This is a genomic window from Pseudomonas sp. 3A(2025), from assembly GCF_054589175.1.
In genome coordinates, this window is record NZ_BAAILM010000021.1 from 1 (window position 1) to 25,945 (window position 25,945).

The following is a 25,945-nucleotide window of genomic DNA, read 5'->3' on the forward strand; positions in this document are numbered from 1 at the left end:
ACAGCGCGGCGCCATGGCGACGGGCGATCTCTCATCAAACATAAAATAACTTATTGATTTTAATGAATTAAAAACACAAATTTGTAGGAGGCAGCTCTGCTGGCGATTGAGCGCAAAGCGCTCATAGAAATCGTCGAAACGCTGCAAATCTACGACTGCTGCGCAGCCGATCGCGATGGTCCGGCATTCCGGCAGATCGGGACGCCGACCGGCCCCTCCTACGATCCCATGTTTGCTGCGCGACAGCGCGGCGCCAAGGCGGCGGGTAATCTCTCATCAAACATAAAATAACTTATTGATTTTATTAAATTTAAAAAACTGATGTAGGAGGCAGCTCTGCTGGCGATTGAGCGCAAAGCGCTCACAGAAATCGTCGAAACGCTACAAATCTACGACTGCTGCGCAGCCGATCGCGAGCAGAGCTCCCTCCTACAGGTCCATGTTTGCTGCGCGACAGCGCGGCGCCGTGGCGACGGGTAATCTCTCATCAAACATAAAATAACTTATTGATTTTATTGAACTTGAAAATATCACTTGTAGGAGGCAGCTCTGCTGGCGACTGAGCGCGAAGCGCTCACAGAAATCGTCGAAACGCTGCAAATCTACGACTGCTGTGCAGCCGATCGCGATGGTCCGGCATTCCGGCAGATCGGGACGCCGACCGGCCCCTCCTACAAGTCCAATGTTTGCTGCGCGACAGCGCGGTGTGTGGCGCCTTCGCCTTCGATCACCCGCGCATCACCACGCGGTGCTTCATGCACCGCCGACCAGTTGGCCAATTGCTCCAACCGGCGCTCCAGTTCCAGCAACAGCCGGTTGCGGGTGTTGGTCACTTCCTTGCCGTTGAAAAAACCAGGCTCGTTCGTATAGATATCGAATGTCTGGTTGATCGTGGCCGGATTCATGATGACGTGGTTCTGCCGTGAGCTGTGGTTGTACAGCGCCACCAGCTTGCCGTTCTGGTTGTCGGCCGGGCGCAGGAACAGCAGGCTGACCTGCTGCCCTTCGCGGATGCGTACGGTGCTGTTGGCCAGTTGGAAGCAGGCTTCGGTGCCATCGCGCAGCCTGACCCAGAACTCGTGTTCCTGAGTCGTGTGGCTGCTGACGTGCATCGAGGACGAACTGCCGCGCACGGAGCCGGTGCCTTCATACAGATAACCGCCGCCCGAGCTGTGCGAGTGGCTGGCGTGCAAGTGCGTCTGGTTACGCTTCTGGGTGTCGAGCACTTCGCCGCTGACCACGAAAAAGCGCAGTTGACGGTCATAGTGGTTGAAGGGCTCTTCGATGAAGTTGGCGTCATCCGGACTCAGGCTGATGTCGTACATGGTACGTACCATCTCTTCGCGCGCCGCCTTGTCGTGGCGGGCGCGTTCTTGCAGTGCGGCGCGGCGCACCTTGGCATCATCGATGGCCTTGAGCGCCTGGGCCTTGAGGATCGGGGTCTTTTCCTGAGCATAGGCCGAGGCCTTGTCGCTGGCTTCCTTGATCAGCGGTGCAGCCTTTTGCCCGGCCTCAATGGCCATGTCCCTGGCCTTGTTCAACGCCTGTGTGGCCTTGGCGGCCAGTTCGGGATTGGCGTCCACGGCTTTCTTTTTCAGGTCGTCCCAGAGACTCATTGAAGCTTCCTTTTGTGGGTCATTGATGCAGGTACGGCAGGCTTACGGCAACTTCAGCAACTGATTCAGCGCCTGGAACAAATCCTGCGGGTTGACCGGCTTCTGCAGCACCAGGCTGCCGGGCAGGTCGAGGCCTTGCAGTTCGGCGTAGCCGGTCAGGAAGATCACCGGCAGAGCGGGAAACCGTTCACGGGCGGCGTGGGCCATTTGCGCACCGTTGAAGCCGGGCATGGCGAAGTCGGTGAACAGCAGGTCGATCTGCTCGTCGAGTCGGTCCAGTGCTTCTTCGCCATTGCTGGCCTCGCGCACCTGAAAGCCTTGGGCGCGGAGCATTTCGCCGACCAGTTCGCGAACCGGTTCGTCGTCGTCGACCAGCAGGATCAGACGGTCATCCCCGCTGGCAAGCGCCAGGGCAGGGCGGCCGGCGTGCTGTTGTTGCTGGAGTTGCACCTCAGGCGTGCGCTGCACTGCCGGCAGATAAACACTGACTTCAGTGCCACGCCCGGGCGCGGTGTCGATGCTTACGCCACCGCCCGATTGTTTGGCAAAACCGAATACTTGCGCCAGACCAAGGCCTGAGCCCTTGCCGATGTCTTTGGTGGTGAAGAAGGGTTCGAAAACCTTGGCCAGCACCTCGTCGCTCATACCCGAACCCGTGTCGCGGATCGACAGCACCACGTAGTCGCCACGTTCGGGATCTTCTGGCCGTCTGGGCGCTTCGCTGACGTGGATATTGCGTGTGCTCAGGGTCAACTGCCCGCCATCGGGCATGGCGTCGCGGGCGTTGATCGCCAGGTTGAGAATGATCATCTCGGTCTGGGTCGGGTCGGTCAGCGCTTGCCAGAGCTGTTCGTCAAGGTCCAGGCGTACGCGAATACTGCCACCCAAGGTACGCCGCAGCAGTTCTTCAAGGCCGCGCAAGGTCTCGTTGAGGTGCAACGCGACCGGTTCCAGACGCTGGCGCCGCGAGAAGGCCAGCAACTGCGAGGTCAGCTTGGCGCCGCGCTCGCCGGCTTCGCGGATGTGTTTGAGACGGCGGGTGGCTTTTTCCAGGTCCTGTTTGTTCAGGTCGCGTTCGAGAAAGCTGGCGCCGGTGATGATCACCGTCAGCAAATTGTTGAAGTCGTGGGCGACGCCGGCCGTGAGTTGACCGACCGCTTCCAGGCGCTGCATCTGCTGCAGCGCTGCCTCGATACGTTCGCGTTCGGCGATCTGGTCGCGCAGACGGGTGTTGGCCTGCGCAAGCTCTTGTGTGGCCTCACGCTCGCTGGTGATGTCGCGGGCGACGACATACAGCAGCGTATCTTCGGGCACCACCACCCACGATAACCAGCGCTGGCGGCCGCTGGCGTGGCGAATGCGCCCGGTAAAGCGCACGCTGCCGTGGTGTTGCGCCAGTGCCGCCAGCTCGGCGAGCAAAGCCTGGCGGTCTTCGTCGGGCAGCAATTGCAGCAACGAAATCTGTGCCAGCTCGCGGCGGCTGAAACCCAGCGCCTGCTCCCAGGCCGGGTTAAGGGCCACCGGGGTCAGGTCCTTGTTCAGGACACCGAGCAAATCATGAGACAGCTCCCAGGCGCGGTCGCGCTCGCGGGTGCGTCGCTCGACCCGCTCGCCGAGCATTTCATTGAGTTGCTTGAGCGCTAAAGTCGTCTGGCGCTGCTGGTGAATATCCTGCAGCACCCCGGAAAAACGCATGCACTTGCCGTCAACGATCCGCGCCTGACCGCTGCTAAGCAGCCAGCGCGGCTCTTCGCCTGCGCTCACACAACGAAACTCGATGCGGTAGCGGCCGTCGCTGTCGGGCGCCATGGCCTGCTCGACACCTTGGCGCACCTGTGGCAGATCGTCGGGATGAATGCCGGCATAGAACAGCTCAAGGCTCATTTCGGTGTCCGGCGGCAAGCCGAACAGGGCCTTGGCACGGTCGTCCCACAGAAGCAGGTCTTCCTGGGGCCTGAAATCCCAGGTGCCCATGCCGGCGGCATCGATGGCGATGCGGGCACGGGCTTCGACATCGGCCAGGGCTTCTTCGGCGCGGCGTCGACGCTGGCGCTCCTGAACTTCGGTCAGGGCACGCTTGACGGCCTTGGGCAGCAACGACAGGTTCTTTTTCAGGATGTAGTCGGTGGCGCCCAGGCGGATCATTTCGACCGCGTGTTCTTCGCCATACACGCCCGACAGAAAGATAAACGGCGTGTCCGGAGCGAGGCATTGCGCAATCGCCAGCACATCGCTGCCGGAAGAGCCGGGCAATACGCAATCGCAGAGGATTACATCGAAGTGGTGTTCCTGCAGGGCCTGCTGTGCGCCGACATGGTCGTAGACCTGCCGCGCCTGAATCAGCAGGTCGCTGCGTTCCAGGCGTAACAGAGTCAGCTCGGCGTCCATCGAGCTGTCTTCGACTATCAGTAGTTTTATCGGCTTGGACAACTTCCAGGCTCCGTCAGTTATTGCGTCGACGATTCAGACGCAACGACCCCGGTGGAGGTTCATTCAGCACGGCCCAAAAAATCCCGAGATCGGAAATCGCCGCAACGAATTCCTTGAACTCGACCGGTTTGACCACATAAGCGTTGACGCCCAGTTCATAGGCGCGCAGCAGGTCGGGCTCTTCGCGTGAAGAGGTCAGCATCACCGTCGGAATACTGCGCAGCTCGGGCGTGTCGCGGACCACTTTCAGAACTTCCAGGCCATCGACCTTGGGCAGCTTGAGGTCAAGCAGCAAGACCGCCGGATTGCCGTCGTCGCGGGCGGCGAAGGCATTGCGGCGCAACAGGTAATCCAGAGCATCGGCACCGTCGCGCAGCACGATGACTTCGTTGGCCAACTGGCTGCGCTCCAGCGCGACAAGCGTCAACTCCAGGTCCCTGGGGTTGTCTTCGACCAACAGAATGGGTTTGAGCATATTCAACAACTTCCATCAACGAAGTGAAATGTGGCGGGGCAGGGCAAAGTAAAACGTGGCGCCTTGATCGACCTGGCCTTCGGCCCAAACCCGGCCGTCATGCCGCTCGATAATACGCCGCACGCTGGCAAGACCAATACCGGTGCCTTCGAAATCTTCCATCCGGTGCAGGCGCTGGAACACACCGAACAGTTTGTTGGCGTAAGTCATGTCGAACCCCACACCGTTGTCGCGAATGTACACCACGGTTTCGTCGTTGCTCTGTTGCGCGCCGATTTCGATGCGCGCTGGCGTGCGACCACGGGTGTACTTGATGGCGTTGGCGATCAGGTTGTTCAGCGCCAGATTGATAAAGGCCGGGTCGCCGATCACCTTGGGCAGGGGGGCGATGTTCCAGATAATCTCGCGGCCTTCATAGTCAGGTTCGAGATGGGTGCGCAGGGTTTCGACCAGGGCGTTGAGGTCGACATCGGACATGCGCAGCGCCGAGCGGCCCATCTGCGAGAAATTCAGCAGGTTGTCGACCAGGGAGCCGGCAAAGCGCGCCGCTTCTTCGATGTGCTTGAGAAAGCGCAAGCCGCGCTCGGACAACACCGCGCCTTCGATTTCGCCGAGCAACTCGGTGTAGCCGGCGATATGCCGCAGCGGGGCGCGCAAGTCGTGGGACACACTGTAAGAGAACGCCTCCAGCTCTTTATTGGAGCGTTGCAGCTCACCCGTCAGTTGCGCCAGCTCTTCGGCCTTGCGCAACACGATGCCCAGTACGGCGCTGCGCAGTTCGCTCACGCCTTCGATGACCCACGGATTCCAGGGCGCTGCAAAACCGCTTACTTCCTGCTGCCAGCTTTCGAAACTGTGCCGTGGGCTGAGGCTGCCCTGGGCATCGATATCTTTCTCGGGGCGCCCGGCCCAGTTGACCGTACGCGTTTGCTCGGGGCGAAACCACACCAGGTAGTGCGAGTGAATCTGCGAAATGGCCACCGCCAGTACGCCGGCCGAATGTCGAGCCAGCTCCGGCAGTTCGTCGATATCGCGCTGCACGTTATCGGTGTGAAAGACCGTCTCGTCGCCGCGATGCGCCAGCCAGTGCACCAGGGCATTGACCATCGACTCTGGCGGTGTGCTGCCGATCAATTCGCAGCGCTCGGCAGAAATGATCGCCGCGCCCTGGGCACCGGCAAAGGCCAGCAGCACCTCGGGCAGTTGCAGCAGACCGTCGCTGACACTGTCATGGTCGGCCATCGAAGACAGCATTTGCACGATGCGCCGGCGCTGATCGAGCAACTGGCGGGTGCTGGCGTGCGCTTCATGCGACTCGATCTGCAACGACAACACGCTGCTGAGCAACTCACAGGCGGTGCGGGTCTGGAAATCGACCGGGCGCGGCTGTTCGTGGTGGCAGGAAATCAGGCCCCACAGCTTGCCGCCGACCACGATCGACAGTGACATCGACGCCTGCGTGCCCATGTTGCGCATGTATTGCAGGTGCACCGGCGAGACGCTGCGCAGCGAGGTAAAGGTCATGTCCAGCGGCTTGCCGGTGTGCGGATTGAGGGTCGGCACCAGCGGCGAAGGCTGATAGTCGGCGTCCTGAATCAGCCGGATACGGTTGATGCGGTACAGCTCGCGCGCCTGGCTCGGAATGTCCGAGGCCGGAAAACTCAGGCCCAGATAGTGCGGGTAACCGGGGTCGGCCTCTTCGGCCAGCACCAGACCGTTGCCTTCAGCGTCAAAACGGTAAGCCTTGACCCGGCCAAACCCGGTGATGTTCTTGATCTGCTGAACCGAGCGCTGCAGCAGTTCATCGATGCTGTCGATCTGTTGCAGGCCGCTGACAAAGGCCCTTATCAGCGGATAGAAATCGCTACGCCTGGCACCGTGATCGGCACGTATCGGTTCGAATTCGACGATCAGTACCTGATCGTGACGGTGCACCAGCACGGTCATGCGCTGTTCGGTATGCGGTCCCTGGCGCAGGTGCACGTCACCTATATGAAAAGGAAAGATCTCCTGATCGGGCAGGTGGTGCAGGTGTTGGCTCAGGTCGAAGTCTTCATCCACCAGCCGTGCGAAATCACGCCCCGGCAACTCGACCGCAGGAACCCCCAGCCACTGTTCGGCATTTTCGCTGGCCTGCAGGATACGCAGGCTGGCTTCGTCGACCACCAACAGAAAACCATGCGGCTGAATGCTGCCCGGAATCTGGATCGGTTCCTGGCTGCAGCGCTCGATGGCTTGCGTCAATGTGATGTCGGCAATAGACAAGAGAGTGCTCCTGAAGGGGCCCTGCTATCGAGGCTGTAAGCTCTGGCGCAGGATTTGTGTTACGCACGGTATCAGAAAGTTACCAATAACGCTGTGTCAGGCCAATGAGACAAGCAAATTCAGCGAAGAAATTAACGATGTACAAAGGCATGATGGTGCATCTGTGAATCGTCGATGAAAATCGCGAAATTCTTTTTATGTACTTCATGAATACAGCGGAGGTCCCTGGTGAAAAGCGGCAAAAGCGGGCTTTACGAAGATTTGAAGCGGCAGATCCTGACCATGGAGCTGCGCCCCGACCAGGTATTGGACGAGGCGTCGCTCAGCGAGCGCTACGGGCTGTCCCGTACGCCAGTGCGCGAAATCTTCAGGCGCCTGGCCGGTGAGGGCTATCTGGACATCCGCGAGAATCGCGGCGCCCGGGTGATTCCCATGGATTACTCCACACTGCGCAATTTCTTTCTTGTTGCACCTATGGTTTACGCGGCCATCGGCCGGCTGGCGGTACAGAATTTCACCACGGCGCAACTCAATGACCTGAAAAAGACTCAGGAGCGCTTTCGCAAGGCCAGCCTCAGTGTCGACCCAATGGCCATGGTGCTTGAGAACAACCGGTTTCACGAGATCATGGGTGAAATGGCGGGCAACCCTTATCTGGAGCCCAGCCTGGGCCGTTTGCTGATCGATCATGCCCGTATTGGCCACACCTTCTTCCGGCCTCGTGACGGCGACATGCGTCAGCGCCTGGAGCTGGCGGTGGAGCATCACGATCAATTCATCGATGCCATCAGCCGGCACGATGAGGCCCGTGTGGTCGATCTGGTGTTTGAACACTGGGAGTTGTCGCGCACCAACATGCAGTTGTTCATCACCCCTGAAGGCATCGAGGCCGATTCACTGGTCGACGGTTCCGGTCTGTAACGCTATCTGTTCTCATAGCGGTCCAGTGTGTCGCGGGCGATTTCGCGGCCCAGGGCGATCAGTTCCGGGGCTTTATAGAATTCGAAAAACCGGCACACCCGCTTGGGCACATTGATCAGAATGTCGGGCGGGTAGCCGGCGATCTTGTATTGCGCCAGTGAGGTCTGCATCACCTCGAAACTCTGGTTGATCAAATCCAGCAACGAAGCCGGCCCGACGTTATCGACGATCACCGCACCGGTGGCCGATTTCGGTGCGCCGGGGCTTTGCGGGCTGGCGGCGGCTTGCTCGCTGAGCCACGGATTATCGAGATGGGCTGTACCGGATGGTGCGCTGGCTGGCCTGACTTCCCCCATCTCAAGCTTGCGCCGGAACGGCAGGCGCGACCCGAGCGAATCGATCAGCAGGTCAAAACGTTTCTTCACCGCTGGCGGCCGTTCGATCACGGGCAAGCTGTAGTTTTGTGCCTGGGTGGCGTTGAGATTGACCGCCACGATCAGGTCGCAGTGGCTGGACACCACCGGCACAATGGGCAGAGGATTGAGCAGGCCGCCGTCGACCAGCATGCGCCCGCCTTGCAGCACCGGGGTGAACAGGCTGGGAATCGCCGCCGAGGCGCGCATGGCCTGATGCAAACAGCCTTCCTGAAACCAGATTTCCTGCTGGTTGGTCAGGTCGGTGGCCACTGCTGTGTAAGGAATGGCCAGGTCTTCGATATTGATCTCGCCGACGATTTCGCGAATCTTGCCAAACACTTTTTCGCCCCGAATCGCCCCCAGGCGAAAACTGACGTCAACCAGACGCAGCACATCCAGATAGTCCAGGCTTTCGATCCATTCCCGGTAGCGATCCAGCTTGCCGGCTGCATACACACCACCGACCACCGCGCCCATGGAACAGCCGGCGATGCAGGCAATCTCGTAGCCGCGCCGCTCCAGCTCTTCGATCACCCCGATGTGCGCATAACCGCGAGCGCCACCGGAACCCAGCACCAGTGCTATTCGTTTGCTCATCTGCGAGTCCTTGTGCCAATTGATTGAGCGTGCAAAGCAAAAAACAGATGACAAAAACAGTTACGCTTGCCGCAGGCGATCATGGCACTTTCAATGCACTGGGTCGTCAAACGCGCATACCCCCCGTTACTTCTGAGGAAACACCCATGAAAGCCTGGATCTGTCTGCCATTGATCATCGTGGTTCTTGCAGGCTGCGCTGGCAAGACCAGCTATCGCGCCAGTTGCGGCAACCAGCTCGACAGCGCCTGGAAAGAACTCGATCTGGCCAAGGCCGAAGGCTTTGCCGGCACGGTCAGCTACTCCAAGGCGCTGTCGTTGCTGACCGGGGCCAAGACCCAACAGCAGTTCGAAGCCTTTGAAGGCTGCACCGAAAAAGCCGAAAAGGCACGCTTCTATATTCGCGAATCGCGCGCGGGTCGTTAATTACAGACATCTCTCTGACGAAAAAGCCTACGCTGAAACTACAGTGTTCATACGTGTGGCCCGATAGTGGCCTGAAGCAGTCGTCTGAGGGGCTTGGATATGGGCACAAAGCTGGATGCATGCCTGAGTGCGGTCAACGAGGTGGTACTGGGCAAGGAGACACAGGTTCGTCAAGCCATGACCTGCCTGCTGGCGGGCGGTCATTTGCTGATCGAAGATTTGCCGGGGATGGGCAAGACCACCCTCAGCCACACCCTGGCGCGGGTGCTGGGCCTGAGCTACCAGCGTATTCAATTCACCTCTGACCTGTTGCCGGGGGACATACTCGGCACCTCGGTGTTCGACCGCGACACCGGGCAGTTCACCTTTCATCCGGGGCCGATCTTCGCCGAACTGGTGCTGGCCGACGAGATCAACCGTGCCACGCCGAAAAGCCAGAGTGCCTTGCTGGAGGCCATGGAAGAAGGGCAGGTGTCGATCGAGGGCGCGACGCGGCTGCTGCCCGATCCGTTCTTTGTGATTGCCACGCAAAACCCGTTCAGCTCCGGCGGCACCTTTGCGCTACCCGAATCGCAGCTTGACCGCTTTCTGATGCGTATTTCCATGGGCTACCCGGCGCGAGCCGCCGAAAAGGCGCTGCTGCTCGGCCAGTCGCGGCGCCAGTTGCTGCCGCAGATCAAGCCGGTTCTCGACCATGCGCAATTGGGCCTGTTGCAGGCCCAGGCGCGGCAGGTTCGGGTCAGCGATGCGCTGGTCGACTACGTGCTACGCCTGGTCGATGCCACGCGCAGCCAGGCGCAGTTTGCCTATGGCCTGTCGCCACGGGCCAGCCTGGCGATTCTGGCCGCCGCCCGCGCCTGGGCGATGCTGCTGGGCCGCGATTATGTGATTCCCGAAGACGTGCAGGCGGTATTGCCTGCGGTCATCGGCCATCGCCTGCGTGACCGCAACGACCCCACCGGGCATGGCGGCAGCGCGCTGGTGCAGGGCCTGCTACGCGACGTGGCGGTATTGTGATCGGCCGGTTCAAGCCGCACTGGCAGCGCTGGCTGGTGCGGCGTATTCCGCCTGCGGCAAGTATTGCCCTGGACCATCGGCGCATTTTCATTCTGCCGACCCGCAGCGGCGCGGTGTTTTTGCTGGTGCTGGTGCTCATGCTGCTGGTGGCGATCAATTACCAGAACAGCCTGGCCTATGGCCTGACGTTTTTGCTCGGCTCGGTGGGGTTGCTGGGCATCCTGCACACGTATCGCAACCTCAGCGGCATGGTGATCAGTGCCGGCACCACGCGGGCAGTGTTTGTCGGCGAATCCGTGCAACTGCGCCTGCGTCTGGAAAGCATCGGCGCGGCCCATCAGGCCATTGGTGTGGGCTGGAGTGCGCAGCACATGCACCAGTACGATGTCGCCGCAGCCGGCAACAGCGAGGTCGAACTGAGCCGTCCCGCCGAGGTACGCGGCTGGCTGCATGCACCGCGCCTGCGCATCGAAAGCGTGTTTCCGCTGGGTATCCTGCGCGCCTGGACCTGGCTCGATCTGGAACAGACCGTGTTGATTTACCCGCGGCCGTTGCCGGGCAACATGCCGTTGCTGGCCGGCGTGCAACCGCATGCCGAAGACGACGGCCAGGCCACCCGCGGGCAGGGCGTCGACGACTATCAGGGCCTGCGTCACTACCAGCCCGGCGATAACCGCCGCCGTGTGCACTGGAAAGCCTGGTCGCGGGGCCAGGGCCTGTTGGTCAAGGACTTCACTGACTTGAGCGGGCATGACCTGTGCCTGGATTTCATGGTGCTGGATGGCGACATCGAAGAGCGCCTGTCGCGGCTGTGCTACTGGGTGCTGGAGCTGTCGCAGCGCCAGCAGGCGTTTGCCATGCGTTTGCCCGGCTTCGAAGTGGCGATGGACAGCGGCGACGGGCATCGCGAAGTGTGCTTGCGCGCGCTGGCGCTGTATGGCAGCCGCCCATGAATGAACAGGCACGCCAGGCCCTGCCGATTCCACGTATCTGCCTGACCTGGCTGCTGCTGGCTCAGGCGCTGGTCATCGTGCCCTTTGCGCTGCACATTCCGCCGCCACTGATCATGCTGTGGCTGGTGTGCACCTTGTGGCGCATCCAGATTTTTCGCATGCGCGCGCGCCTGCCCGGTACCTGGGTCAAGGCCGGGCTGCTGGTGGGCACCGCCGGCGGTGTGTACCTGGCGCGCGGCAGCCTGGTGGGGCTGGAGGCCGGGGCTGCGCTGTTGATCGCCGCCTTTATTCTGAAGATGCTCGAAATGCACACCCGCCGCGATGCGCTGGTGCTGATCTTTCTCGGCTTCTTTTGCGTGGTGGTGGGTTATCTGTTCGAAGACAGCCTGGTGTGGGCGCTGTTTACCCTGTTGCCGATCGGCACCTTGCTCGCAGCCCTCATCGGCTTGCAGCAGGTCGATGTGGCCAGCAAACCCGACGCGAGCCTGCGCCTGTCGCTCAAACTGATGCTGCAAGCGCTGCCGCTGATGCTCATTCTGTTCCTGTTTTTTCCACGTCTGGACCCGCTGTGGTCACTGCCGCAACCGAGCAACAAGGGCGTGACCGGTCTGTCCGACAGCATGGCGCCGGGCGATATAGCCGAGTTGAGCCGTTCGGCGGCCCTGGTTTTTCGTGCCAGCTTCGAAGGCCCGGCACCGGCGCGCAACCAGCTGTACTGGCGCAGCCTGACCCTGGATCAGTTCGACGGCCGGCGCTGGTCGCAATCGGGGCGCAACCAGTCGGTACAACTGCCGCAATGGAGCCCGCGCGGCGAGCCGCTGGCCTACAGCATTGTGCTGGAACCCAGTGGCCGGCCGTGGTTGCCAAGCCTGGACGTAGCCGAAACCCGCGCCGAAGACGTGCGCCTGATGAGCGATTTTCGCTTGCAACGCCGCCGCCCGGTCAGCCAGGCGCTGCTGTACGCTGCACAATCCTGGCCTGAAGCGCTGCGCGACCCGCAGATCACCGAGAACATCCAGCACCAGGCGTTGCAAATCCCGGCGCGTGGCAACCCGGAGGCGCGGCAATGGGCGGCGGACCTGAAGCGCCGCTACCCGCAACCGGACCGTCTGGTCGACGCGCTGCTGGGCTGGTTCGCCGAGCAGCCGTTTCATTACACCCTCAAGCCGCCGACGTTGGGGCCTGACAGCATCGACGACTTTCTGTTTACCAGCCGCCAGGGCTTCTGTGCGCATTACGCAGGCGCCATGGTCTTTGTGCTGCGCGCTGCCGGCATTCCAGCGCGGGTCGTGGCCGGTTATCAGGGCGGCGAGTTCAATCCAGACGGCCAGTACCTGACCGTGCGCCAGTTCGATGCGCACGCCTGGGTCGAATACTGGCAGCCGCAAACCGGCTGGCGCAGTGTCGACCCGACGGCAGCGGTGGCCCCGCAGCGCATCGAGCAAGGCCTGGAGCAAGCGCTGTCTGCCGATGAGGCGTTTCTGGCCGACTCGCCGATGTCGGCGCTGCGTTATCGCCATGTGCCGTGGATCAATGCCGTGCGCCTGAGCTGGGACAATCTCAACTATGGCTGGCAGCGCTGGGTACTGGGCTATCAGGGCCAGCAACAATTGCAGGTATTGGACCGCTGGTTCTCCGGCTGGCAGGTGCCGGCGTTCGTCGCCGGGCTGGCCGTGGCGCTGGGCCTGATCGCGCTAGGGATCTTCAAGCCCTGGCAGCGTGAAAGCGATGCGCAACTTCGTCTGTTCAATGCGTTCGAACGTTTGCTGGCACGGCAGGGGTTGCGCCGCCAGCCGGGCGAGGGCGCCCAGGCCTTTGGCGACCGTGCGCGGCTGGCGTTGCCGCAACAGGCCGAGGCCATCGAGGCGTTCATTGCGCAGTTCATGAGGCTGCGCTATGGCGCCGACACCACCGCGCTGCAAGGCCTGCGCCGTGCCTTGAAACGCTTGCGCCGCGACTTGCCGTGGCGTCTGGCGCCAGTCAGAGACAAACATTCATAAGCCGATGGGGGAACACATGTCATCGATGGTAGGGCATCTGATTGCCGAATTGCTGGCGCTGGAGGTCAAACTGTTGGCCTGCCAGGCACGCCTTGCCGTGTCGACCGACAGCGAAGCGCTGCACGACCTGCGCACCACGGTACGCCGGTTGCGCAGCCTGCTGCGGCCACTGCGCGGGCTGAGCGGCGTCGACGCGCTGGAGCAGGCGGCGCGTGAGGTCGGGCAACTGACCACACCGCTGCGCGACCTGCAGGTGCTGAGTGCGTTCTTGCACGAGCAAGGCCGGCATGATCTGGCTCTGCCGCGTGACGAGTACCTTGAGCAGGCGTGTCCTCCAGTGGCGGGCAGTGCCGAAGTCAGGCAACTGCTCAAGCTGCTCGAACAACTGCCAGCAGGCCTGCGCGAACAGCAGCGTGGCGGGCAATTGCGCGGGTTGCGCAAGCGTATCGAGAAGCAGATGGACAAACAGTGGAAACAACTGCGCGAGGGTATGGCCGACCCTTCGCACGACCGGCACCGCTTGCGTCTGCTGATCAAGCGGGTGCGCTATGCCGCCGAAGCCTACCCCGAACTCAGCCACCAGCCCAAAGGCATGCGCGCCCGGCTCAAGGCCGCGCAAGGTGCGCTGGGTGACTGGCATGACCACTTGCAATGGCTGGCGCTCGCTGGCCGATACGCCGATCTGGCGCCATGCATTGCCGGTTGGCAACTGGGTATCGTCGATGCCCAGGAGAGGGGCGAGGTCGCTTTACAGCAACTGGGCAAGGCCTGTTTCGGCAAATAAGACATTTTGGCCGCATTTATGGCGTGTATGGCTTCATGGTGGGTCGGTCATGCTGGGTAACATCGCGTTACTAACACACCGACATTCCATGGAGCCATCATGAACTTTGCCGAACTGGTCGCTGCGGTCAACGATAATCCCCGTTCAGTTGTGATCCCGGCGCATTGGGCGCAGGGCCGCGCAAGCTTTGGCGGGCTGGTGGCAGCTTTGCAATACCTGGCCATGCGCGCGCAGGTAGCGCCGGATCGCCCGGTGCGTTCACTGGCGATTACCTTTGTCGGGCCGGTGGCGCCGGATGTGCCGGTGTCGTTCGAGGTCGAAATCCTGCGCGAAGGCTCGGCGGTGACCCAGGTATTGGGCCGCGCCACCCAGAACGGTCAAACGGCCGCGTTGGTGCAAGGCAGTTTCGGTGCGCCGCGTGAGTCGGTGGCCAGCTTTGAACAGCCGATTCCCCACAGCGACCTGAAACCCGTGGAGCAGAGCTTCACCCTGCCATTCGTGAAGGGCGCGATGCCTGACTTTCTTCAGCACATGCAAGTGAACTGGGGTCTGGGCGGCTTGCCATTCAGCAACACCCCATCGCCGGTGATCGGCGGTTATGTGCGTCTACGCGATGCCGAACAGCAACCATTGAGCGAAGCCCATGTGTTGGCACTGGTCGACGCCTGGCCGACCGGACTCTTGACCTGGATGAACAAACCGACTCCGGCCAGCTCCCTGACCTGGACCATCGAGTTCATTCATCCGCAACCGTCGCTGACCACCCACGACTGGTGCAGCTATCGCGCTGAGATCGAACACGCCCGCGACGGTTATGGCCACACCGCCGCCACCCTGCGCGCCCCGGATGGCGCATTGATCGCGATCAGCCGGCAGACTGTTACGGTATTTGGTTAACGCTTGGCAGGCTGGCCGTGGCGCTGAAGAGCGACGGCCGCCACCATGCCGATAACACCCACACCCAGCGAGGTCAGGCTCGCCGACATCACGCTATCGACCAGCAACAGCGCCGCCAGAATGAAAATCGGCACGGCGATCAGTTGCAGGGTGGCATGCGGTTGGTTGGGATTGCTTTCATGCCACATAAGCAAGTTGGAAATGCGCTTGGCCATACGACGGTCCTCGACTCAGGTTGCGCTGCAATGCCTGAAGTCTAGGCCCGGGCCCGCCAGTCTGCGAATCGAGCCTGACTATGGGCGTGATAGAGGTTTTAACCGCTGAGCGGTACCCCTATTAGCCCGCCGGGCGCCGGTGGGGCCGCTACGCTGCTGCAATCCGCTTTGGCCTCACCCATGACACGACCTGAGGAATCACCATGAGCAAGCACAGCGAACAACGCGTAATGGTAGTGGGCGGCAGCCGCGGAATCGGCGCCGCCATCGTCCGCTACATGGCGCCCAGCGCCGCCTCCTTGAGTTTTACTTACTCCAGCTCTGAAGCCGCCGCCCTGCAACTGGCAGAGGAAACCGGCAGCCGTGCCCTGCAACTCGACAGCCTTGACCGAGACGCATTGTTCGACACCCTGGACGCCAATGGCCCGCTGGATGTGCTGGTGATCAACGCCGGCATTCTGGTTGCGGGCGATCCGTTGACCCTCGACCCCGACGATATAGACCGTCTGTTCTACATCAATGTGCACGCGCCGTACCACGCCGCCGTCGCGGCCGCACGCAGCATGCCGGCCGGTGGGCGCATCATCTTTATCGGCTCGACCAATGCCGACCGCGTGCCCGTCGAGGGCCTGTCGGCCTACAGCGCCAGCAAGGCAGCGCTGGTCGGGATGACCAAGGGGCTGGCCCGCGATTTCGGGCCGCTGGGCATCACCGTCAATGTCGTACAACCCGGCCCGACCGACACCGACATGAACCCCGCCGACGACCCGATGAAAGACATGATGCACAGCTTCATGGCCATCAAGCGCCACGCCACTGGCGGCGAAGTCGCCGCTCTGGTCGCCTGGCTCGCCGGCCCCGATGCCGCAATGATCACCGGCGCGGCGTTGACCATCGATGGTGGTTTTGCGGCGTAGTGTTGACCTCTAAAGATCCAGCACCAACGGCGGGTTGCCGTCTTCATGTTGCGCCGGCACCGCACAGCAGATCAGCACCGTATCGTCTGGCGGCATCTGCGCTGGCGGATTGGCATAATGTACGCTGCCGCTGATCAGTCGCGTCTTGCACGTGCCGCATGAACCGCCCCGGCAACTGAAGTCGGGATTCAGGCCATGGTTTTCGGCCAGCTCCAGCAGGCTGCCACTGCCCGGCGTCCAGCGCGCCTGCTTGCCCGACGATGAGAAAAACACCGGCACAGGCGCCGTGGCAGCCGGCAACTGAATCCGCCTGGCCGGCGGCTCTGCCGTCAGGCGTTGCAACGCCGAGGGGCCGAAAGCCTCGGCGTGAATGCGCTCATCGGCAATGTTCAAGGCGCGCAGCCCGTCATACAGGGTTTGCAGCAAGCCCGCCGGCCCGCACAGGTAGAAGTCATAATCGTCCAGCGGCAGCCGTGCCTTGACATGGGCAACGTCCAGCCGGCCGACGATCTCGAAATCACGACCCGCCACGGCGTGGGCTTCGGGACGGCTCAAGGCGCGATGAATGTGCAGCCGCTCGCTATCGCGTTGCTGCAGTGCCTTGAGTTCCGCCTGAAAGGGCAGGTCGTCCGGGCTTCTGGCGCTTTGAAACAGGTGGATGTGCCGGGACGGATCATGCTGTGCGGCCAGTTCTCTGAACATCGATATCAGCGGCGTGATGCCAACCCCCGCGCCGATCAGCACCACTGGGCGCTGGGTGTCCTGCACCAGAGTAAAACTGCCCAGTGGCGGCCGCACCTCCAGCAGGTCGCCCACCTGCACCGCAGTGTGCAAATGATGGGAGGCCGGTCCCTGGGCCTTGACGCTGATACGGATATGGCCATCGGAAGGCGCGCTGGACACGCTGTAGGTCCTGATCAACGCTGCCTCACCGATGCTAGCCTGAAGGCGCAGCGGAAGGTGCTGCCCAGGGCTGAACACCACCGCCGTCTTGTCGGTTGGCTGAATGACAAACGAGCGAATGTCCTTGCTCTCTTGCGCAATGCTCACCACCTGCCAGGGATGCCACTGCTTGCGCTGCGCGCTCTGGCGCAGGTGCTCGTCGGCCTGCGCCCAGGTGCCGGTGCCCAGGCTGGTCGGTGCGTAATCATGAAACGTCCAGCGCAGCGACACGGCCGCCGGGCGCAAAACCACCTGCTCGACATCGAAGACCCACAGCCGCTCGGCGCCTTCGAAGGCATGAATCATCGGGCTGTCCAGAATCAATTCGGTGCGCCCGCTGAGTTGCAGCATGTCGCCGTTCGTGAAATCGACAAACAACAGCCCGGCGCGGGCATTGACCTTGAGGTTGCCCAGCGTGTTGAAAAACAGATTGCCCGCGTAATCCGGAATGGTCAGGCGATTGCCTTCGACCTTGACGAACCCGGCCCGGCCACCGCGATGCGACACGTCAATCGAGCGGTTCTGCGCGTCATGGTCGAAGTAGCTGGCGATAAAGAACGTATCAGCGGCACGAATCAGCTCGCGGGTGTGCGCATTCAGTTCGATGAAGTCCTGACGCGGCGGGCAGTCCTGCGCATCCTCGGTAAAACGCGTGTAAGAGCGCTCTTGAATGTACTTCGGGCAGTTGCCATAGGAATGCTCGACCGACACCGCCAGGCCAGCGGCAGACACCTGCTCGATCACACCATTAATGCGATTACGCCGGCGGGTGTGCAACTCAATGCCCAGCAGGCCTATAGCCTGACCCGCGTGCAGGCCGGACGCTGCCGGGTCCTGGCTATCGGGTTGCGCCGCAATCAGCAGCCGCTGCGGATCGGGCGAGGTGACAAAACCTTCTGCACCCTCAAGGAAGGTCGCCCAGGGCCGATTGTCTGCATCCACCGCGCCGACCACCATAAACGGCAACTGCTGATAGAACTCACGGTGCTGATCAGGCATGTAGTCGCGGATCGCCTTTTGCCCGACCACCTCCATGCGCTCGGAGACGCTGTAGAGCTCCTGAAGCATTTTTTCCCCTGCATGCCAGGGCGAACGACGGTGCTTGGGCAAGGTTTCCATGGCAAGGCGCTCCTTGAGAGGTGGCAGGTATCAATCTGCTTGCAGGCCTACGGCTGTGCGCGGCATTGGTACAAAGCCGGGGAGGGCTTCAATGCGTTGCAGCCAGGCGCGTACGTTAGGGTAGTCCTGCAACGAGACATTGCCTTCCGGGGCGTGGGCGATATAGGTGTAATTGGCGACATCGGCGATGCTGACGGTATCGCCCGCCAGAAAGGGGCTGGCGGCCAGTTCGCTGTCCAGCACCTTGAGCAGGGCGTGCGAACGTGCAATCACATCCTCGGCATTCAAGGCGGCACCAAACACCGTGATCAGCCGTGCTGCAGCCGGCCCGTAAGCCGTCTGGCCTGCCGCCACCGAGAGCCAGCGCTGAACACGCGCCGCCGCTTCGGGCTCATCCGCCTGCCATTGTGCATCACCGTACTTTTTCGCCAGGTACACCAGAATGGCGTTGGAGTCGCTGAGGATCAGGCCGTTGTCATCGATCACCGGCACCTGGCCGAAGGCATTGATGGCCAGAAAAGCCGGTTGTTTGTGCTCGCCCTTGGCCAGATCGACGAAGACCAGTTCGGTGGGGAGCTGCAACAGCGAGAGCAACAGTTCTACGCGATGCGAGTGGCCGGAAAGGGGGTGGCGATAGAGTTTGATGGCGGGTTGCGACATGGTCATGGCTCCGAAGCGGGTTGGGGAAGGGCTGCGTTGATGGGGTCAATGCTGCGCCCACTCGCGGCGCAGAAGAATCACCATGCAGGGCAATGGATAATTTCGTTTTGTGGAAGAGTGTGTGGCGGCCATGCATTCCATGTCGCATCCCGGCGGCCTTGCGGCGACAACAGACATTCCCCTTGATCACAAGCGTGTCAGGATCAGGCGGCTGATGCCCTTGGCACCCCCGTGCCAAGGGGCAAAAAGGTCTTTTGAGGAGTACGTAAATGGGTCACGTCGTTTCGCTTTATCGCTATCCCGTAAAGGGATTCCACGGCGAAGCGCTGGACAGCGTCTCATTGACCTGCGGGCAAGGGGTACCGGGCGACCGCGTTGCGGGTATCTCACGGGGGCCGGTGGCCAAAAATGCCGCACCGTTTTATCAACTCACGACCCACGAGAACCTGGTGCATTACCGCAGCAGCGACTTGCTCAGTGATCCGGCGCGCCTGCGCGAGGTTTTCGGCGAGCAGGCCGATGTGATCAAGCGTGAGGATGGCCTGGGGCATTGGGATTTCGATGACTCGATGCTGTCGATCATCAACGTCAACACGGTCAAGGCCCTCGCCGCGAAAATGGGCGTCCCTGTGGACCCCATGCGCTTTCGCGGCAACATTTACATCGAAGCCGCACCGTTCTCGGAGTTCGGCTGGCTGGGCCAGGGCGTGCAGTTTGGCGAGACCTGCCTGTCGATCATCCGCCCGATCAAGCGCTGCCGGGCCACCTCGGTACATCCGCAAACGGGCGAGGTGGACATGAACACCCCCGCGCAACTGAACCGGCACTTCGGGCATCTGTATTGCGGGGTCTATGCGCAAGTCGAGCACGGCGGCACGCTGATGCCAGGCGACACCGTACGGGCCAGCGCAGAGCGCTTCCCCGCAAAGCTGGCGATTGCGGCAACGGTGCCCAAAGCGCCTGCGCTGGTCTTGTGGCCGCGACCGGCCAAAGTTGTCGACGTGATCGAAGAGGCCACCGGCATCCGCTCGTTATGGCTGCAAGATCCTCTCGCCGTGCTGGGCTCGCTGAATGACATCAAGGCCGGCCAGCACATCGCGCTGCATGGCCTGACCGACACCGGCGTCTGGCGTCGCTATACCGTCTCCGGGCGCGAGGGTGATCGCTTGCGCATCACCGTAAAGCGCGAAGCGGGCGAGGGCTCCCAGGCGATTCACGCCCTCAAGGCCGGGCAGTCGGTGGTTCTGAGCGGGCCATTCGGTCCGGACACCCTCGACCTCGACAGCCCCGCCATCCTGATCCTCAGCGCAGGGATCGGCATCACCCCCACGACCACCAAACTCCAGGCACTCGCCGACGCTCGCTACACCAGGCCAGTGCGCGTCGTGCACAGCGTGCGTTTCAGCCATGAGCTGGCGCTGTGGGGCGAGGTCGGCGCCATCGCGCAGCGGCTGGGCAAGGCAGAAACCATGTTGCACATCACTCAGGACGCAGACGGCGTCGAAAACGCCGTGGCCGGCCGCCCGGATATCACCGCACTGATCACCGAGGCGGCGCGCACCAACGCGGCCATTCACGTTTGTGGCTCCGAAGGGTTCCAGGCGCACGTACTGGCGATTGCTACCGAGGCCGGCGTCGCCCAGCGCCTGCACATGGACAGCTTCGCCACCCCCGACACCGCTGTCGAAATGCGCCCGATTCCCGACGGCGGTCCGTTCACAGTGACGTTCAAGCGCTCCGGTATCGTTGCCCAATGGCAGCCTCAGGATGGGCCGTTGCTTAACTTCGCCGAATCCAGAGGGCTGGTGGTGCCTGCGCATTGTCGTGCGGGGATATGCCAGACGTGCGAGTGCGCGTTGATTGAAGGTAAAGTGTTTTCTCTGACCGGACCTTCCCGAAGCAGGAATGGCCACGCATTGTTGTGTGCGGCGGTGCCGGTAGGGGATGCGGTGCTGGATTGCTGAAGGGTTGCAGGCGAGCACGTTCAGGTTCATGTAAGGTCGGTGTTTCACTTGAAACGGGGGGGCTTCTACGGACGCAGGCAATCAGGCTAACGTGTGTCGAGAGGTGAATATGGACGCAGAAAGCGCTGTCAAATTAGTGTGTGCAAGGCTGCTCGGAGAAAACTCTATTCCGGTGAAGATACGCACGCGAGAACACGTGTCCGAAGAAGAGGTCAATGAGCTTTTTTTCGCTATTGATTTTTTGATTGTTTATTACAGGGGGCAGGAGGCGGTTCCTAAAGAACTCGCATTGGCCTTTGTAGATATCTATGTCGGGTTGAACTCTGCGGATGCGTTTTATGATGAAGACCAGGTTCAGCGATACGAGGATATCGGGATCGCGCTTCAGCAAAAGGCCTACGCGTTATTCGAATCGGCTTGATGCAGTGGAAATCCATGAACAAAGAAAACCGGATTTATTTTGAACAAGCGCTGCAACAGGAACTCAAGCATATCGAGCGCAAGGCGTTGGCCGTCACCGCCGTTAAAAGAAGCCTGAAATTTCGCTTCGAAAAGAAGCTGGTCGCTGAGCTCTATTTTCAGTATTTGGCAAAATCGCACGCCTTCATTTTGCTTGGGCATGTCTTTGGTGGTCCCGTTTTTGATGCCATGTCCAAACTGGAGATGCCCTATAAGAGTAACCTGGGCAGCGATGCATGCTTTTCGTTTATTACCTCGGGCAGGCAGGATAAAAAATTCAGTCCCAGTATCTATGGCGATATAGCTGTTCCTCGCCCCGAGCATGCAAGCGATGTCTGTAAACATATCCGGCGTGCACTTGAGGAGTACTACGTTCCTCTGGTTATCGGCTGCATACTGCCTGGAGAGCGGACGATCGATGATGTTATTTACTCGCCGAGAGACTATTCCTACCCGGCTGCCTTTATTCACTGCGCCATGGCGTGCAATCCTTCGATAGTGAACGATGAGGTGAAGGAAACGCTCAGGTCCAACAAGAAAATCATCAAAAACAAGATTTTCGATTATGAACTTTTAGGCATTCACGCCCTCAAAGGTGGCCTTATCACCCACGGCAGATAAGTGTGTGGAGCAGGCAGCGTGGGTTGCCGCTTCGCCAACAGCACGGCAGGGCTTGAAGGTTATAAACGCAAGCTCGGCCGGTACAGTTTCGCCGCCCGAGAATTGGATCCGGGCGTTATTCGATGGAGCTACACATGAAGTCTTTTAGCAAAATTATGGCGTCTGCAGCCTGTGGTCTGGTTTTGGCAGGTTGCACCGGCACGCCGATGAAGACTCAGCAATACGACAGCAGCCAGTACACCGTCCTGGGTCACAGCGAAGCCAGTGCGACCGGCTTGATGCTGCTCGGTTTCATCCCTATTCGTCAAAACGATCGGTTTGTCCGTGCACAGACGTCTGCCATCCAGGCCAAAGGCGGCGATGCGCTGATCAATACGCAAGTGCAGGAAAAGTGGTTCTGGGCTTATGTCCTGAACGGCTACACCACGACTGTATCCGGTGATGTAATCAAGCTGAAAACGGCTCAATAAACCGAGGGGTTGCTGAGGCAGAGGGTGATGCGTGATTTGCACCCTCTGCGCCAACCCTGCCTAGCGTCAGTCAAGTGGTCCAAAGCACAGGATCGAAGATCATATGAGTAAGCTGGGTTGCATCTGTGGGCATGTGATTGTCGATCAAACCGACGACTTGCCCTACAAGGCCGGTTTACTTCGCGACAAGACAGAACAGGCATTCTGGGATGGATTTCTTGGCGAGATCAAAGATTTCGTCGTGGCTGCCAAGCCGAGAGACATCTCAGCACTCGTCGCTAGCGTTGGTGGAGAACCGGCGCCCGGTACTCAAGCTGTTGACGATTTGGTTGATCGGCTAGGCGGTATCCAGGCCCGCGAACTATCAACTGTTTACGAGTGCGAGTCTTGTGGACGCCTTTGGTTGGAAAAGTATGCAGGCGGCGGTTTCATTTCATATGTACCTGAAGGCGATAAGTATCACGCTATCTTGTCGATCGCATCTGCAGAGGACGACAACCATGGTTGATGAGCGATCGCTCTTGCCATCTTTCGTCCCGTCTTTCGTCCCGTCGTTGAGCGGCCCTAATGACGCTGCATTTTAGCTACGTCTGGCTGCTGCCACTGCTTGAAAAACCCTACGACGCCGTAAAGCTCGACCTTCCTGTCGCCTTGTCGGCTCTGAAAATCAAAAGCGCGTTACCCGCGAAGGTGTCGCTGCGACAGGTGCTTGTAACAGCACTGGAGTCTGACTCGGACTACTGGTTTCAGCGTGCGATCAAATGGCTGGATGAGGGATTTCCAGTTGACGACGACCTGGCCGAACTGTTGCTTCACTGCTCATCCCGCAAAGTGCTTTCGCAGTCCATTCGACACAGCGCTTTCAGTGTTGCTCGACGTTGGCAAAAACTGAATAAGCCGCCTCAGATCGTGTGAAGTAGCCGGAGGGCCGCGTGACAGAATCGTTATCGAACCCCATGAGCGCTGAGGCCGCGTACTTGAACGAGGCCCTGGATCAAGGCAAATTGTAATTTTTCCGATGCTCTGAGCCTGTGCGGGTACTTTGACGATGCCTACAGTCTGGCTGAAAGCGGGATATTTGGAACAATCGAGCAGATTAACCGGGAACTGCTTGAGTTTACAGCCGGTTTTCTGGGGTGGAGTTGGGCCGCAAGGGCGGCTGTGTGGTAGGTCTTGGGCAAGCAGCAGCGTCCTCTGGCATATGCTTTCCAGAGAGCAGGTCCTGAACTCTGGCCGCTCGTTCGAAGCGTTTAATGTTACCAGACGCTGTCTGGGGGCAAGATGAGCGCTTATCGCGAGCCTTGAAGCAGGCTCAATCTCATTTTTCTTTTTCAGAAGGCTTGACGATGTGTGACCAACCCGAAGAGCAAACCGAAGAAGAATTAGAAAACTGCATTAATGACCTATTTCTGAGGCGAGAATATCTGGGCTGGAGGAGAGGGCTGAAATCCTTCTCCCAAGGCCGTTGGCACCGGCTTATCGAATGCTTGGCTAAATCCAAGGTACCGTCTGATGAGTTCTTGGCTTTCGGGCCTGATATCTATTCGAAGCTCGTTTTTAGCTACATTGAAGCACCCGATTATGAAGAGTCTCGAATGCTTATGGTGCAATTCACGGTATCGGGAAGCATGTGGCACTGGCTCGTGTGGCATTGCCCAGAGCGAAACTAATGGGCACCTCTAAAAACTCAAGGTTCGGTATCCGAGGCGATACTCCCAGCGTCCTGATCCACTCGAAGTACTGAGCGCGCACGTTCAGCCGCTTTTCAACCATGACTGGCCTCAGATGTGACGTTTCAAGAACGCATCCCCATCCAGATAACCGCCTCAGTCCATGCAGTCACCATCGGTGTCAGTACCCTGAACCACGGATCGCGCACATCAATCTGCGCGGCTGAGTGGTCATGATGGTGCTGCTCTTCCGCCACAATCGAAGTGATGGCCGCGACCGCATGCAGATCGATATCGCCCAGCACATCAAGTTGATGAGCCAGGTGTTTGAGCACCACACTTTCAACCGCGACCGTCGTCGCGACAATGGCTTTACGGCCACAAAGGCCTGTCACCAGGCCCAGCGCCAAACCGCCGATGCCACACAACCAATAACTACGGCAGCGGGGATAATTGCGGCGTTGTAGCTCCTGCTGAAAAACCGCCCGATGACGGCGCTCGTGGGAGAGGAACTCCTCAAGTTCATTCACCATGGCGGGGACGAAAAGCCGGGCCATGAACAATTGCCCGCTATAGATACAGATCGCACCATGCTCGCCCGCATGATCAACCTTCATCATGCGGTTGCCGAGGTCTTCGCCCTTGGCCGTGGCGTCTGTTGAATTCATATTGAGTCTTCTTGTTCGAGGGGCTTGGTCATTGTTCGGATCGGGTTCGCAAGTAAGCCGCCATCGCGGCAAAGCGCTTCCGCGTCTCCCATTCAAATACTCTATTGACCACCGGATCAAGGATGCGTCCCAGCCACACCGGCCGCAACTGCACACTAAACGTGTAAATCAGTTCTGAAGAAGCAGCATCAATATCACGATGTCGCATGGAAGCGGCCCACCCGTGGAAGCAACCCGACGGCTCCACCAGCACCGCTGCGGCAACCTGCGCGGGTCGGTAGTTGATGAAGCGGGTGCGCATGGCAAAAAGCCGTTTCCAGCCTCGTCCCTCATTCATGCTGATCGCACCGATGTAAGGGTAACTGCCACCACCTTCCACGCTGGCATGGGACAGCAATGTGTCCCATTGCTTACGCACAGAATGATTATGAAAAGCTTCAAATGCGTCAGCGGCGCTGGAAGGCATGATCAGAATGATTCGACGTTGGGCCATGAAAATCCTCGATGGTATCGAATGGGGTCAATCAAGAGACTTCGTTCTATTGCCAAACGCCAAATGCCCCCGCAGCCTCGGCACAGCAAAACCAATAAAACTGCGCACTCGCGCCTCGGCCCTGCGCCCATCGCGGTAGATCAAATTGACCGGCAAATCCTGATCCGCAAACTCCCCAAGCACCGCTTGAAGCAACCCGGTGTGCAACTCATGATGCACCTCATGACTCATGCAGCGAATCAGTCCCAGCCCCAACGTAGCCGCCTGAATAGCCGCACGTTGGGTGGTGCAGGTCAGCACCGGCACAGTTTTCACCACTCGCGTCGTGCGTCCGCTACGAAAGCGCCATTCAGTCTCCAGCCCCGTCGCTGTGGTCAATACCGTGCGATGCGCCTTGAGGTCATCGGGCGTGTGTGGCCGGCCCCATTTGGCGAAGTAATCGGGAGCCGCACAAACCACCGGCCTGACCCGCCCCAGCGGCACGGCGAACCCGGACGAGTCCGGCAGATGGCCAATCACCAGAGCCACATCGATTCCTTCCTCAAGCAGTTTCGGCACGCCTTCGCAGGCTCTGGTGATCAAATTCACATCGGGAAAGGCCGTCAGCCAGGCGAGGGCGGTGGGCATGAACACATGCGGGTCGAGCAACGGCGGCAACGACACGGTCAGTAATCCTGTGGGGCACGCCTGCACACCGGCGGCCGAGCGCTCGGCCATTTCGATTTGCTCAAGAATGTACCGGCAGCTCACGGCAAACTGCTCGCCCGCCGGGCTCAGGCTGATGCCGCGCGGGCTGCGGTGCAGCAGGGTGCTGTGCAGGCGCGCTTCGAGTGAAGCCATGCTGCGTATGACCGTGGCGGGCGACAGGTTCAATTGCCGCGCCGCCGCTGCCAGGCTGCCTGCTTGCACCACGGCCTCGAAGGTCTGCATTTGCTGATAGCGGCTCACGGG

25 protein-coding genes are annotated in these 25,945 nt (G+C 60.4%); 14 read left to right on the forward strand and 11 right to left on the reverse strand.

Annotated elements, in window-relative coordinates; all coding sequences use genetic code 11:
• Window positions 1–671 precede the first annotated feature (671 nt).
• Genes ACYP2A_RS08095 through ACYP2A_RS08110 form a run of 4 tightly spaced genes read right to left on the reverse strand, consistent with a single transcriptional unit; the run spans window position 672 to window position 6,786 of the window.
• Complete coding sequence (locus ACYP2A_RS08095) at window positions 672–1,616, reverse strand: hypothetical protein (protein ID WP_459744261.1); 945 nt, start codon at window positions 1,614–1,616, stop codon at window positions 672–674.
• A gap of 42 nt (window positions 1,617–1,658) precedes the next feature.
• Complete coding sequence (locus tag ACYP2A_RS08100; protein ID WP_459744263.1) at window positions 1,659–4,046, reverse strand: response regulator; 2,388 nt, start codon at window positions 4,044–4,046, stop codon at window positions 1,659–1,661.
• Window positions 4,047–4,059: 13 nt separating this feature from the next.
• Window positions 4,060–4,521 (reverse strand): response regulator, encoded by a 462-nt coding sequence (locus ACYP2A_RS08105; protein ID WP_056837765.1) that lies wholly within the window; start codon window positions 4,519–4,521, stop codon window positions 4,060–4,062.
• A 15-nt stretch (window positions 4,522–4,536) separates the two neighbouring features.
• The gene (locus ACYP2A_RS08110) at window positions 4,537–6,786 is read right to left on the reverse strand and encodes an ATP-binding protein (RefSeq protein WP_459744266.1); all 2,250 of its coding nucleotides are present in this window, start codon (window positions 6,784–6,786) and stop codon (window positions 4,537–4,539) included.
• 228 nt (window positions 6,787–7,014) lie between these two features.
• Here ACYP2A_RS08110 and ACYP2A_RS08115 point away from each other — a divergent pair, with 228 nt between their 5' ends.
• Window positions 7,015–7,707, forward strand: coding sequence for a GntR family transcriptional regulator (locus tag ACYP2A_RS08115; RefSeq protein WP_459744268.1), 693 nt, complete (start codon window positions 7,015–7,017; stop codon window positions 7,705–7,707).
• A 2-nt stretch (window positions 7,708–7,709) separates the two neighbouring features.
• On the opposite strand, the gene ACYP2A_RS08120 is transcribed toward ACYP2A_RS08115, so the two are convergent.
• Window positions 7,710–8,720, reverse strand: a complete 1,011-nt coding sequence (locus ACYP2A_RS08120) for a patatin-like phospholipase family protein (protein WP_459744269.1) — start codon at window positions 8,718–8,720, stop codon at window positions 7,710–7,712.
• 146 nt (window positions 8,721–8,866) lie between these two features.
• Between ACYP2A_RS08120 and ACYP2A_RS08125 the strand changes: the two genes are divergently transcribed.
• The 6 genes from ACYP2A_RS08125 to ACYP2A_RS08150 all read left to right on the forward strand — a co-directional run bounded on the left by ACYP2A_RS08125 (window position 8,867) and on the right by ACYP2A_RS08150 (window position 14,796).
• Window positions 8,867–9,145 (forward strand): hypothetical protein, encoded by a 279-nt coding sequence (locus ACYP2A_RS08125; RefSeq protein WP_459744271.1) that lies wholly within the window; start codon window positions 8,867–8,869, stop codon window positions 9,143–9,145.
• A gap of 99 nt (window positions 9,146–9,244) precedes the next feature.
• Window positions 9,245–10,162 carry an AAA family ATPase gene (locus ACYP2A_RS08130; protein WP_459744273.1) on the forward strand — a complete coding sequence of 306 codons (918 nt, stop codon included), beginning with the start codon at window positions 9,245–9,247 and terminating at the stop codon, window positions 10,160–10,162.
• The gene (locus ACYP2A_RS08135) at window positions 10,159–11,115 is read left to right on the forward strand and encodes a DUF58 domain-containing protein (RefSeq protein WP_459744274.1); all 957 of its coding nucleotides are present in this window, start codon (window positions 10,159–10,161) and stop codon (window positions 11,113–11,115) included. Before ACYP2A_RS08130 ends, ACYP2A_RS08135 begins: the two co-directional genes overlap by 4 nt.
• Complete coding sequence (locus tag ACYP2A_RS08140) at window positions 11,076–13,115, forward strand: transglutaminase TgpA family protein (protein WP_459744276.1); 2,040 nt, start codon at window positions 11,076–11,078, stop codon at window positions 13,113–13,115. The genes ACYP2A_RS08135 and ACYP2A_RS08140 overlap by 40 nt, the downstream gene beginning before the upstream one ends.
• A 25-nt stretch (window positions 13,116–13,140) precedes the next feature.
• Entirely contained in the window at window positions 13,141–13,899 is a 759-nt protein-coding gene (locus tag ACYP2A_RS08145; protein ID WP_459744332.1) for a CHAD domain-containing protein, read from the forward strand.
• A gap of 99 nt (window positions 13,900–13,998) precedes the next feature.
• Entirely contained in the window at window positions 13,999–14,796 is a 798-nt protein-coding gene (locus ACYP2A_RS08150) for an acyl-CoA thioesterase (protein ID WP_459744278.1), read from the forward strand.
• On the opposite strand, the gene ACYP2A_RS08155 is transcribed toward ACYP2A_RS08150, so the two are convergent.
• Complete coding sequence (locus ACYP2A_RS08155; protein ID WP_459744279.1) at window positions 14,793–15,011, reverse strand: hypothetical protein; 219 nt, start codon at window positions 15,009–15,011, stop codon at window positions 14,793–14,795. The genes ACYP2A_RS08150 and ACYP2A_RS08155 overlap by 4 nt on opposite strands.
• Before the next feature lie 203 nt (window positions 15,012–15,214).
• On the opposite strand from ACYP2A_RS08155, the gene bdcA reads away from it, so the two are divergent.
• Complete coding sequence (gene bdcA, locus ACYP2A_RS08160; protein WP_459744281.1) at window positions 15,215–15,928, forward strand: SDR family oxidoreductase; 714 nt, start codon at window positions 15,215–15,217, stop codon at window positions 15,926–15,928.
• Between the two features lie 9 nt (window positions 15,929–15,937).
• On the opposite strand, the gene ACYP2A_RS08165 is transcribed toward bdcA, so the two are convergent.
• Window positions 15,938–17,989: a pyridoxamine 5'-phosphate oxidase family protein gene (locus ACYP2A_RS08165; protein WP_459744282.1), complete on the reverse strand. Its 2,052-nt coding sequence runs from the start codon at window positions 17,987–17,989 to the stop codon at window positions 15,938–15,940.
• Window positions 17,990–18,019: 30 nt separating this feature from the next.
• The gene (locus ACYP2A_RS08170; RefSeq protein WP_459744284.1) at window positions 18,020–18,649 is read right to left on the reverse strand and encodes a glutathione S-transferase family protein; all 630 of its coding nucleotides are present in this window, start codon (window positions 18,647–18,649) and stop codon (window positions 18,020–18,022) included.
• Window positions 18,650–18,918: 269 nt separating this feature from the next.
• Here ACYP2A_RS08170 and ACYP2A_RS08175 point away from each other — a divergent pair, with 269 nt between their 5' ends.
• From ACYP2A_RS08175 to ACYP2A_RS08200, 6 genes are all read left to right on the forward strand, one after another.
• Complete coding sequence (locus ACYP2A_RS08175) at window positions 18,919–20,613, forward strand: MOSC domain-containing protein (protein ID WP_459744285.1); 1,695 nt, start codon at window positions 18,919–18,921, stop codon at window positions 20,611–20,613.
• A gap of 109 nt (window positions 20,614–20,722) precedes the next feature.
• On the forward strand, window positions 20,723–21,034 hold the full coding sequence (locus tag ACYP2A_RS08180) for a hypothetical protein (RefSeq protein ID WP_459744286.1): 312 nt from the start codon (window positions 20,723–20,725) through the stop codon (window positions 21,032–21,034).
• Between the two features lie 14 nt (window positions 21,035–21,048).
• A complete protein-coding gene (locus ACYP2A_RS08185; RefSeq protein WP_459744288.1) occupies window positions 21,049–21,693 on the forward strand; it encodes a hypothetical protein in 645 nt (214 codons plus the stop codon).
• 134 nt (window positions 21,694–21,827) lie between these two features.
• Entirely contained in the window at window positions 21,828–22,163 is a 336-nt protein-coding gene (locus ACYP2A_RS08190; RefSeq protein WP_459744289.1) for a hypothetical protein, read from the forward strand.
• Between the two features lie 103 nt (window positions 22,164–22,266).
• Window positions 22,267–22,671: a hypothetical protein gene (locus ACYP2A_RS08195; protein ID WP_459744290.1), complete on the forward strand. Its 405-nt coding sequence runs from the start codon at window positions 22,267–22,269 to the stop codon at window positions 22,669–22,671.
• Window positions 22,672–22,730: 59 nt separating this feature from the next.
• Window positions 22,731–23,078, forward strand: coding sequence for a hypothetical protein (locus tag ACYP2A_RS08200; RefSeq protein ID WP_459744292.1), 348 nt, complete (start codon window positions 22,731–22,733; stop codon window positions 23,076–23,078).
• 880 nt (window positions 23,079–23,958) lie between these two features.
• On the opposite strand, the gene ACYP2A_RS08205 is transcribed toward ACYP2A_RS08200, so the two are convergent.
• Genes ACYP2A_RS08205 through ACYP2A_RS08215 form a run of 3 tightly spaced genes read right to left on the reverse strand, consistent with a single transcriptional unit; the run spans window position 23,959 to window position 25,942 of the window.
• Window positions 23,959–24,501 carry a 3-demethoxyubiquinol 3-hydroxylase gene (locus ACYP2A_RS08205; RefSeq protein WP_459744293.1) on the reverse strand — a complete coding sequence of 181 codons (543 nt, stop codon included), beginning with the start codon at window positions 24,499–24,501 and terminating at the stop codon, window positions 23,959–23,961.
• Between the two features lie 28 nt (window positions 24,502–24,529).
• The gene (locus tag ACYP2A_RS08210; protein ID WP_459744294.1) at window positions 24,530–24,994 is read right to left on the reverse strand and encodes a hypothetical protein; all 465 of its coding nucleotides are present in this window, start codon (window positions 24,992–24,994) and stop codon (window positions 24,530–24,532) included.
• A 27-nt stretch (window positions 24,995–25,021) separates the two neighbouring features.
• Complete coding sequence (locus tag ACYP2A_RS08215; RefSeq protein ID WP_459744295.1) at window positions 25,022–25,942, reverse strand: LysR family transcriptional regulator; 921 nt, start codon at window positions 25,940–25,942, stop codon at window positions 25,022–25,024.
• Window positions 25,943–25,945 lie beyond the last annotated feature (3 nt).

Excerpts from the sequence above, each read along its gene's own strand:
- ACYP2A_RS08095 (WP_459744261.1), bottom strand. The coding sequence starts at position 1,616 with ATGAGTCTCTGGGACGACCTGAAAAAGAAAGCCGTGGACGCCAATCCC.
- ACYP2A_RS08105 (WP_056837765.1), bottom strand. The coding sequence starts at position 4,521 with ATGCTCAAACCCATTCTGTTGGTCGAAGACAACCCCAGGGACCTGGAG.
- ACYP2A_RS08120 (WP_459744269.1), bottom strand. The coding sequence starts at position 8,720 with ATGAGCAAACGAATAGCACTGGTGCTGGGTTCCGGTGGCGCTCGCGGT.
- ACYP2A_RS08125 (WP_459744271.1), top strand. The coding sequence starts at position 8,867 with ATGAAAGCCTGGATCTGTCTGCCATTGATCATCGTGGTTCTTGCAGGC.
- ACYP2A_RS08130 (WP_459744273.1), top strand. The coding sequence starts at position 9,245 with ATGGGCACAAAGCTGGATGCATGCCTGAGTGCGGTCAACGAGGTGGTA.
- ACYP2A_RS08145 (WP_459744332.1), top strand. The coding sequence starts at position 13,141 with ATGGTAGGGCATCTGATTGCCGAATTGCTGGCGCTGGAGGTCAAACTG.
- ACYP2A_RS08150 (WP_459744278.1), top strand. The coding sequence starts at position 13,999 with ATGAACTTTGCCGAACTGGTCGCTGCGGTCAACGATAATCCCCGTTCA.
- ACYP2A_RS08155 (WP_459744279.1), bottom strand. The coding sequence starts at position 15,011 with ATGGCCAAGCGCATTTCCAACTTGCTTATGTGGCATGAAAGCAATCCC.
- bdcA (WP_459744281.1), top strand. The coding sequence starts at position 15,215 with ATGAGCAAGCACAGCGAACAACGCGTAATGGTAGTGGGCGGCAGCCGC.
- ACYP2A_RS08165 (WP_459744282.1), bottom strand. The coding sequence starts at position 17,989 with ATGGAAACCTTGCCCAAGCACCGTCGTTCGCCCTGGCATGCAGGGGAA.
- ACYP2A_RS08170 (WP_459744284.1), bottom strand. The coding sequence starts at position 18,649 with ATGTCGCAACCCGCCATCAAACTCTATCGCCACCCCCTTTCCGGCCAC.
- ACYP2A_RS08175 (WP_459744285.1), top strand. The coding sequence starts at position 18,919 with ATGGGTCACGTCGTTTCGCTTTATCGCTATCCCGTAAAGGGATTCCAC.
- ACYP2A_RS08180 (WP_459744286.1), top strand. The coding sequence starts at position 20,723 with ATGGACGCAGAAAGCGCTGTCAAATTAGTGTGTGCAAGGCTGCTCGGA.
- ACYP2A_RS08185 (WP_459744288.1), top strand. The coding sequence starts at position 21,049 with ATGAACAAAGAAAACCGGATTTATTTTGAACAAGCGCTGCAACAGGAA.
- ACYP2A_RS08190 (WP_459744289.1), top strand. The coding sequence starts at position 21,828 with ATGAAGTCTTTTAGCAAAATTATGGCGTCTGCAGCCTGTGGTCTGGTT.
- ACYP2A_RS08195 (WP_459744290.1), top strand. The coding sequence starts at position 22,267 with ATGAGTAAGCTGGGTTGCATCTGTGGGCATGTGATTGTCGATCAAACC.
- ACYP2A_RS08200 (WP_459744292.1), top strand. The coding sequence starts at position 22,731 with ATGACGCTGCATTTTAGCTACGTCTGGCTGCTGCCACTGCTTGAAAAA.
- ACYP2A_RS08205 (WP_459744293.1), bottom strand. The coding sequence starts at position 24,501 with ATGAATTCAACAGACGCCACGGCCAAGGGCGAAGACCTCGGCAACCGC.
- ACYP2A_RS08210 (WP_459744294.1), bottom strand. The coding sequence starts at position 24,994 with ATGGCCCAACGTCGAATCATTCTGATCATGCCTTCCAGCGCCGCTGAC.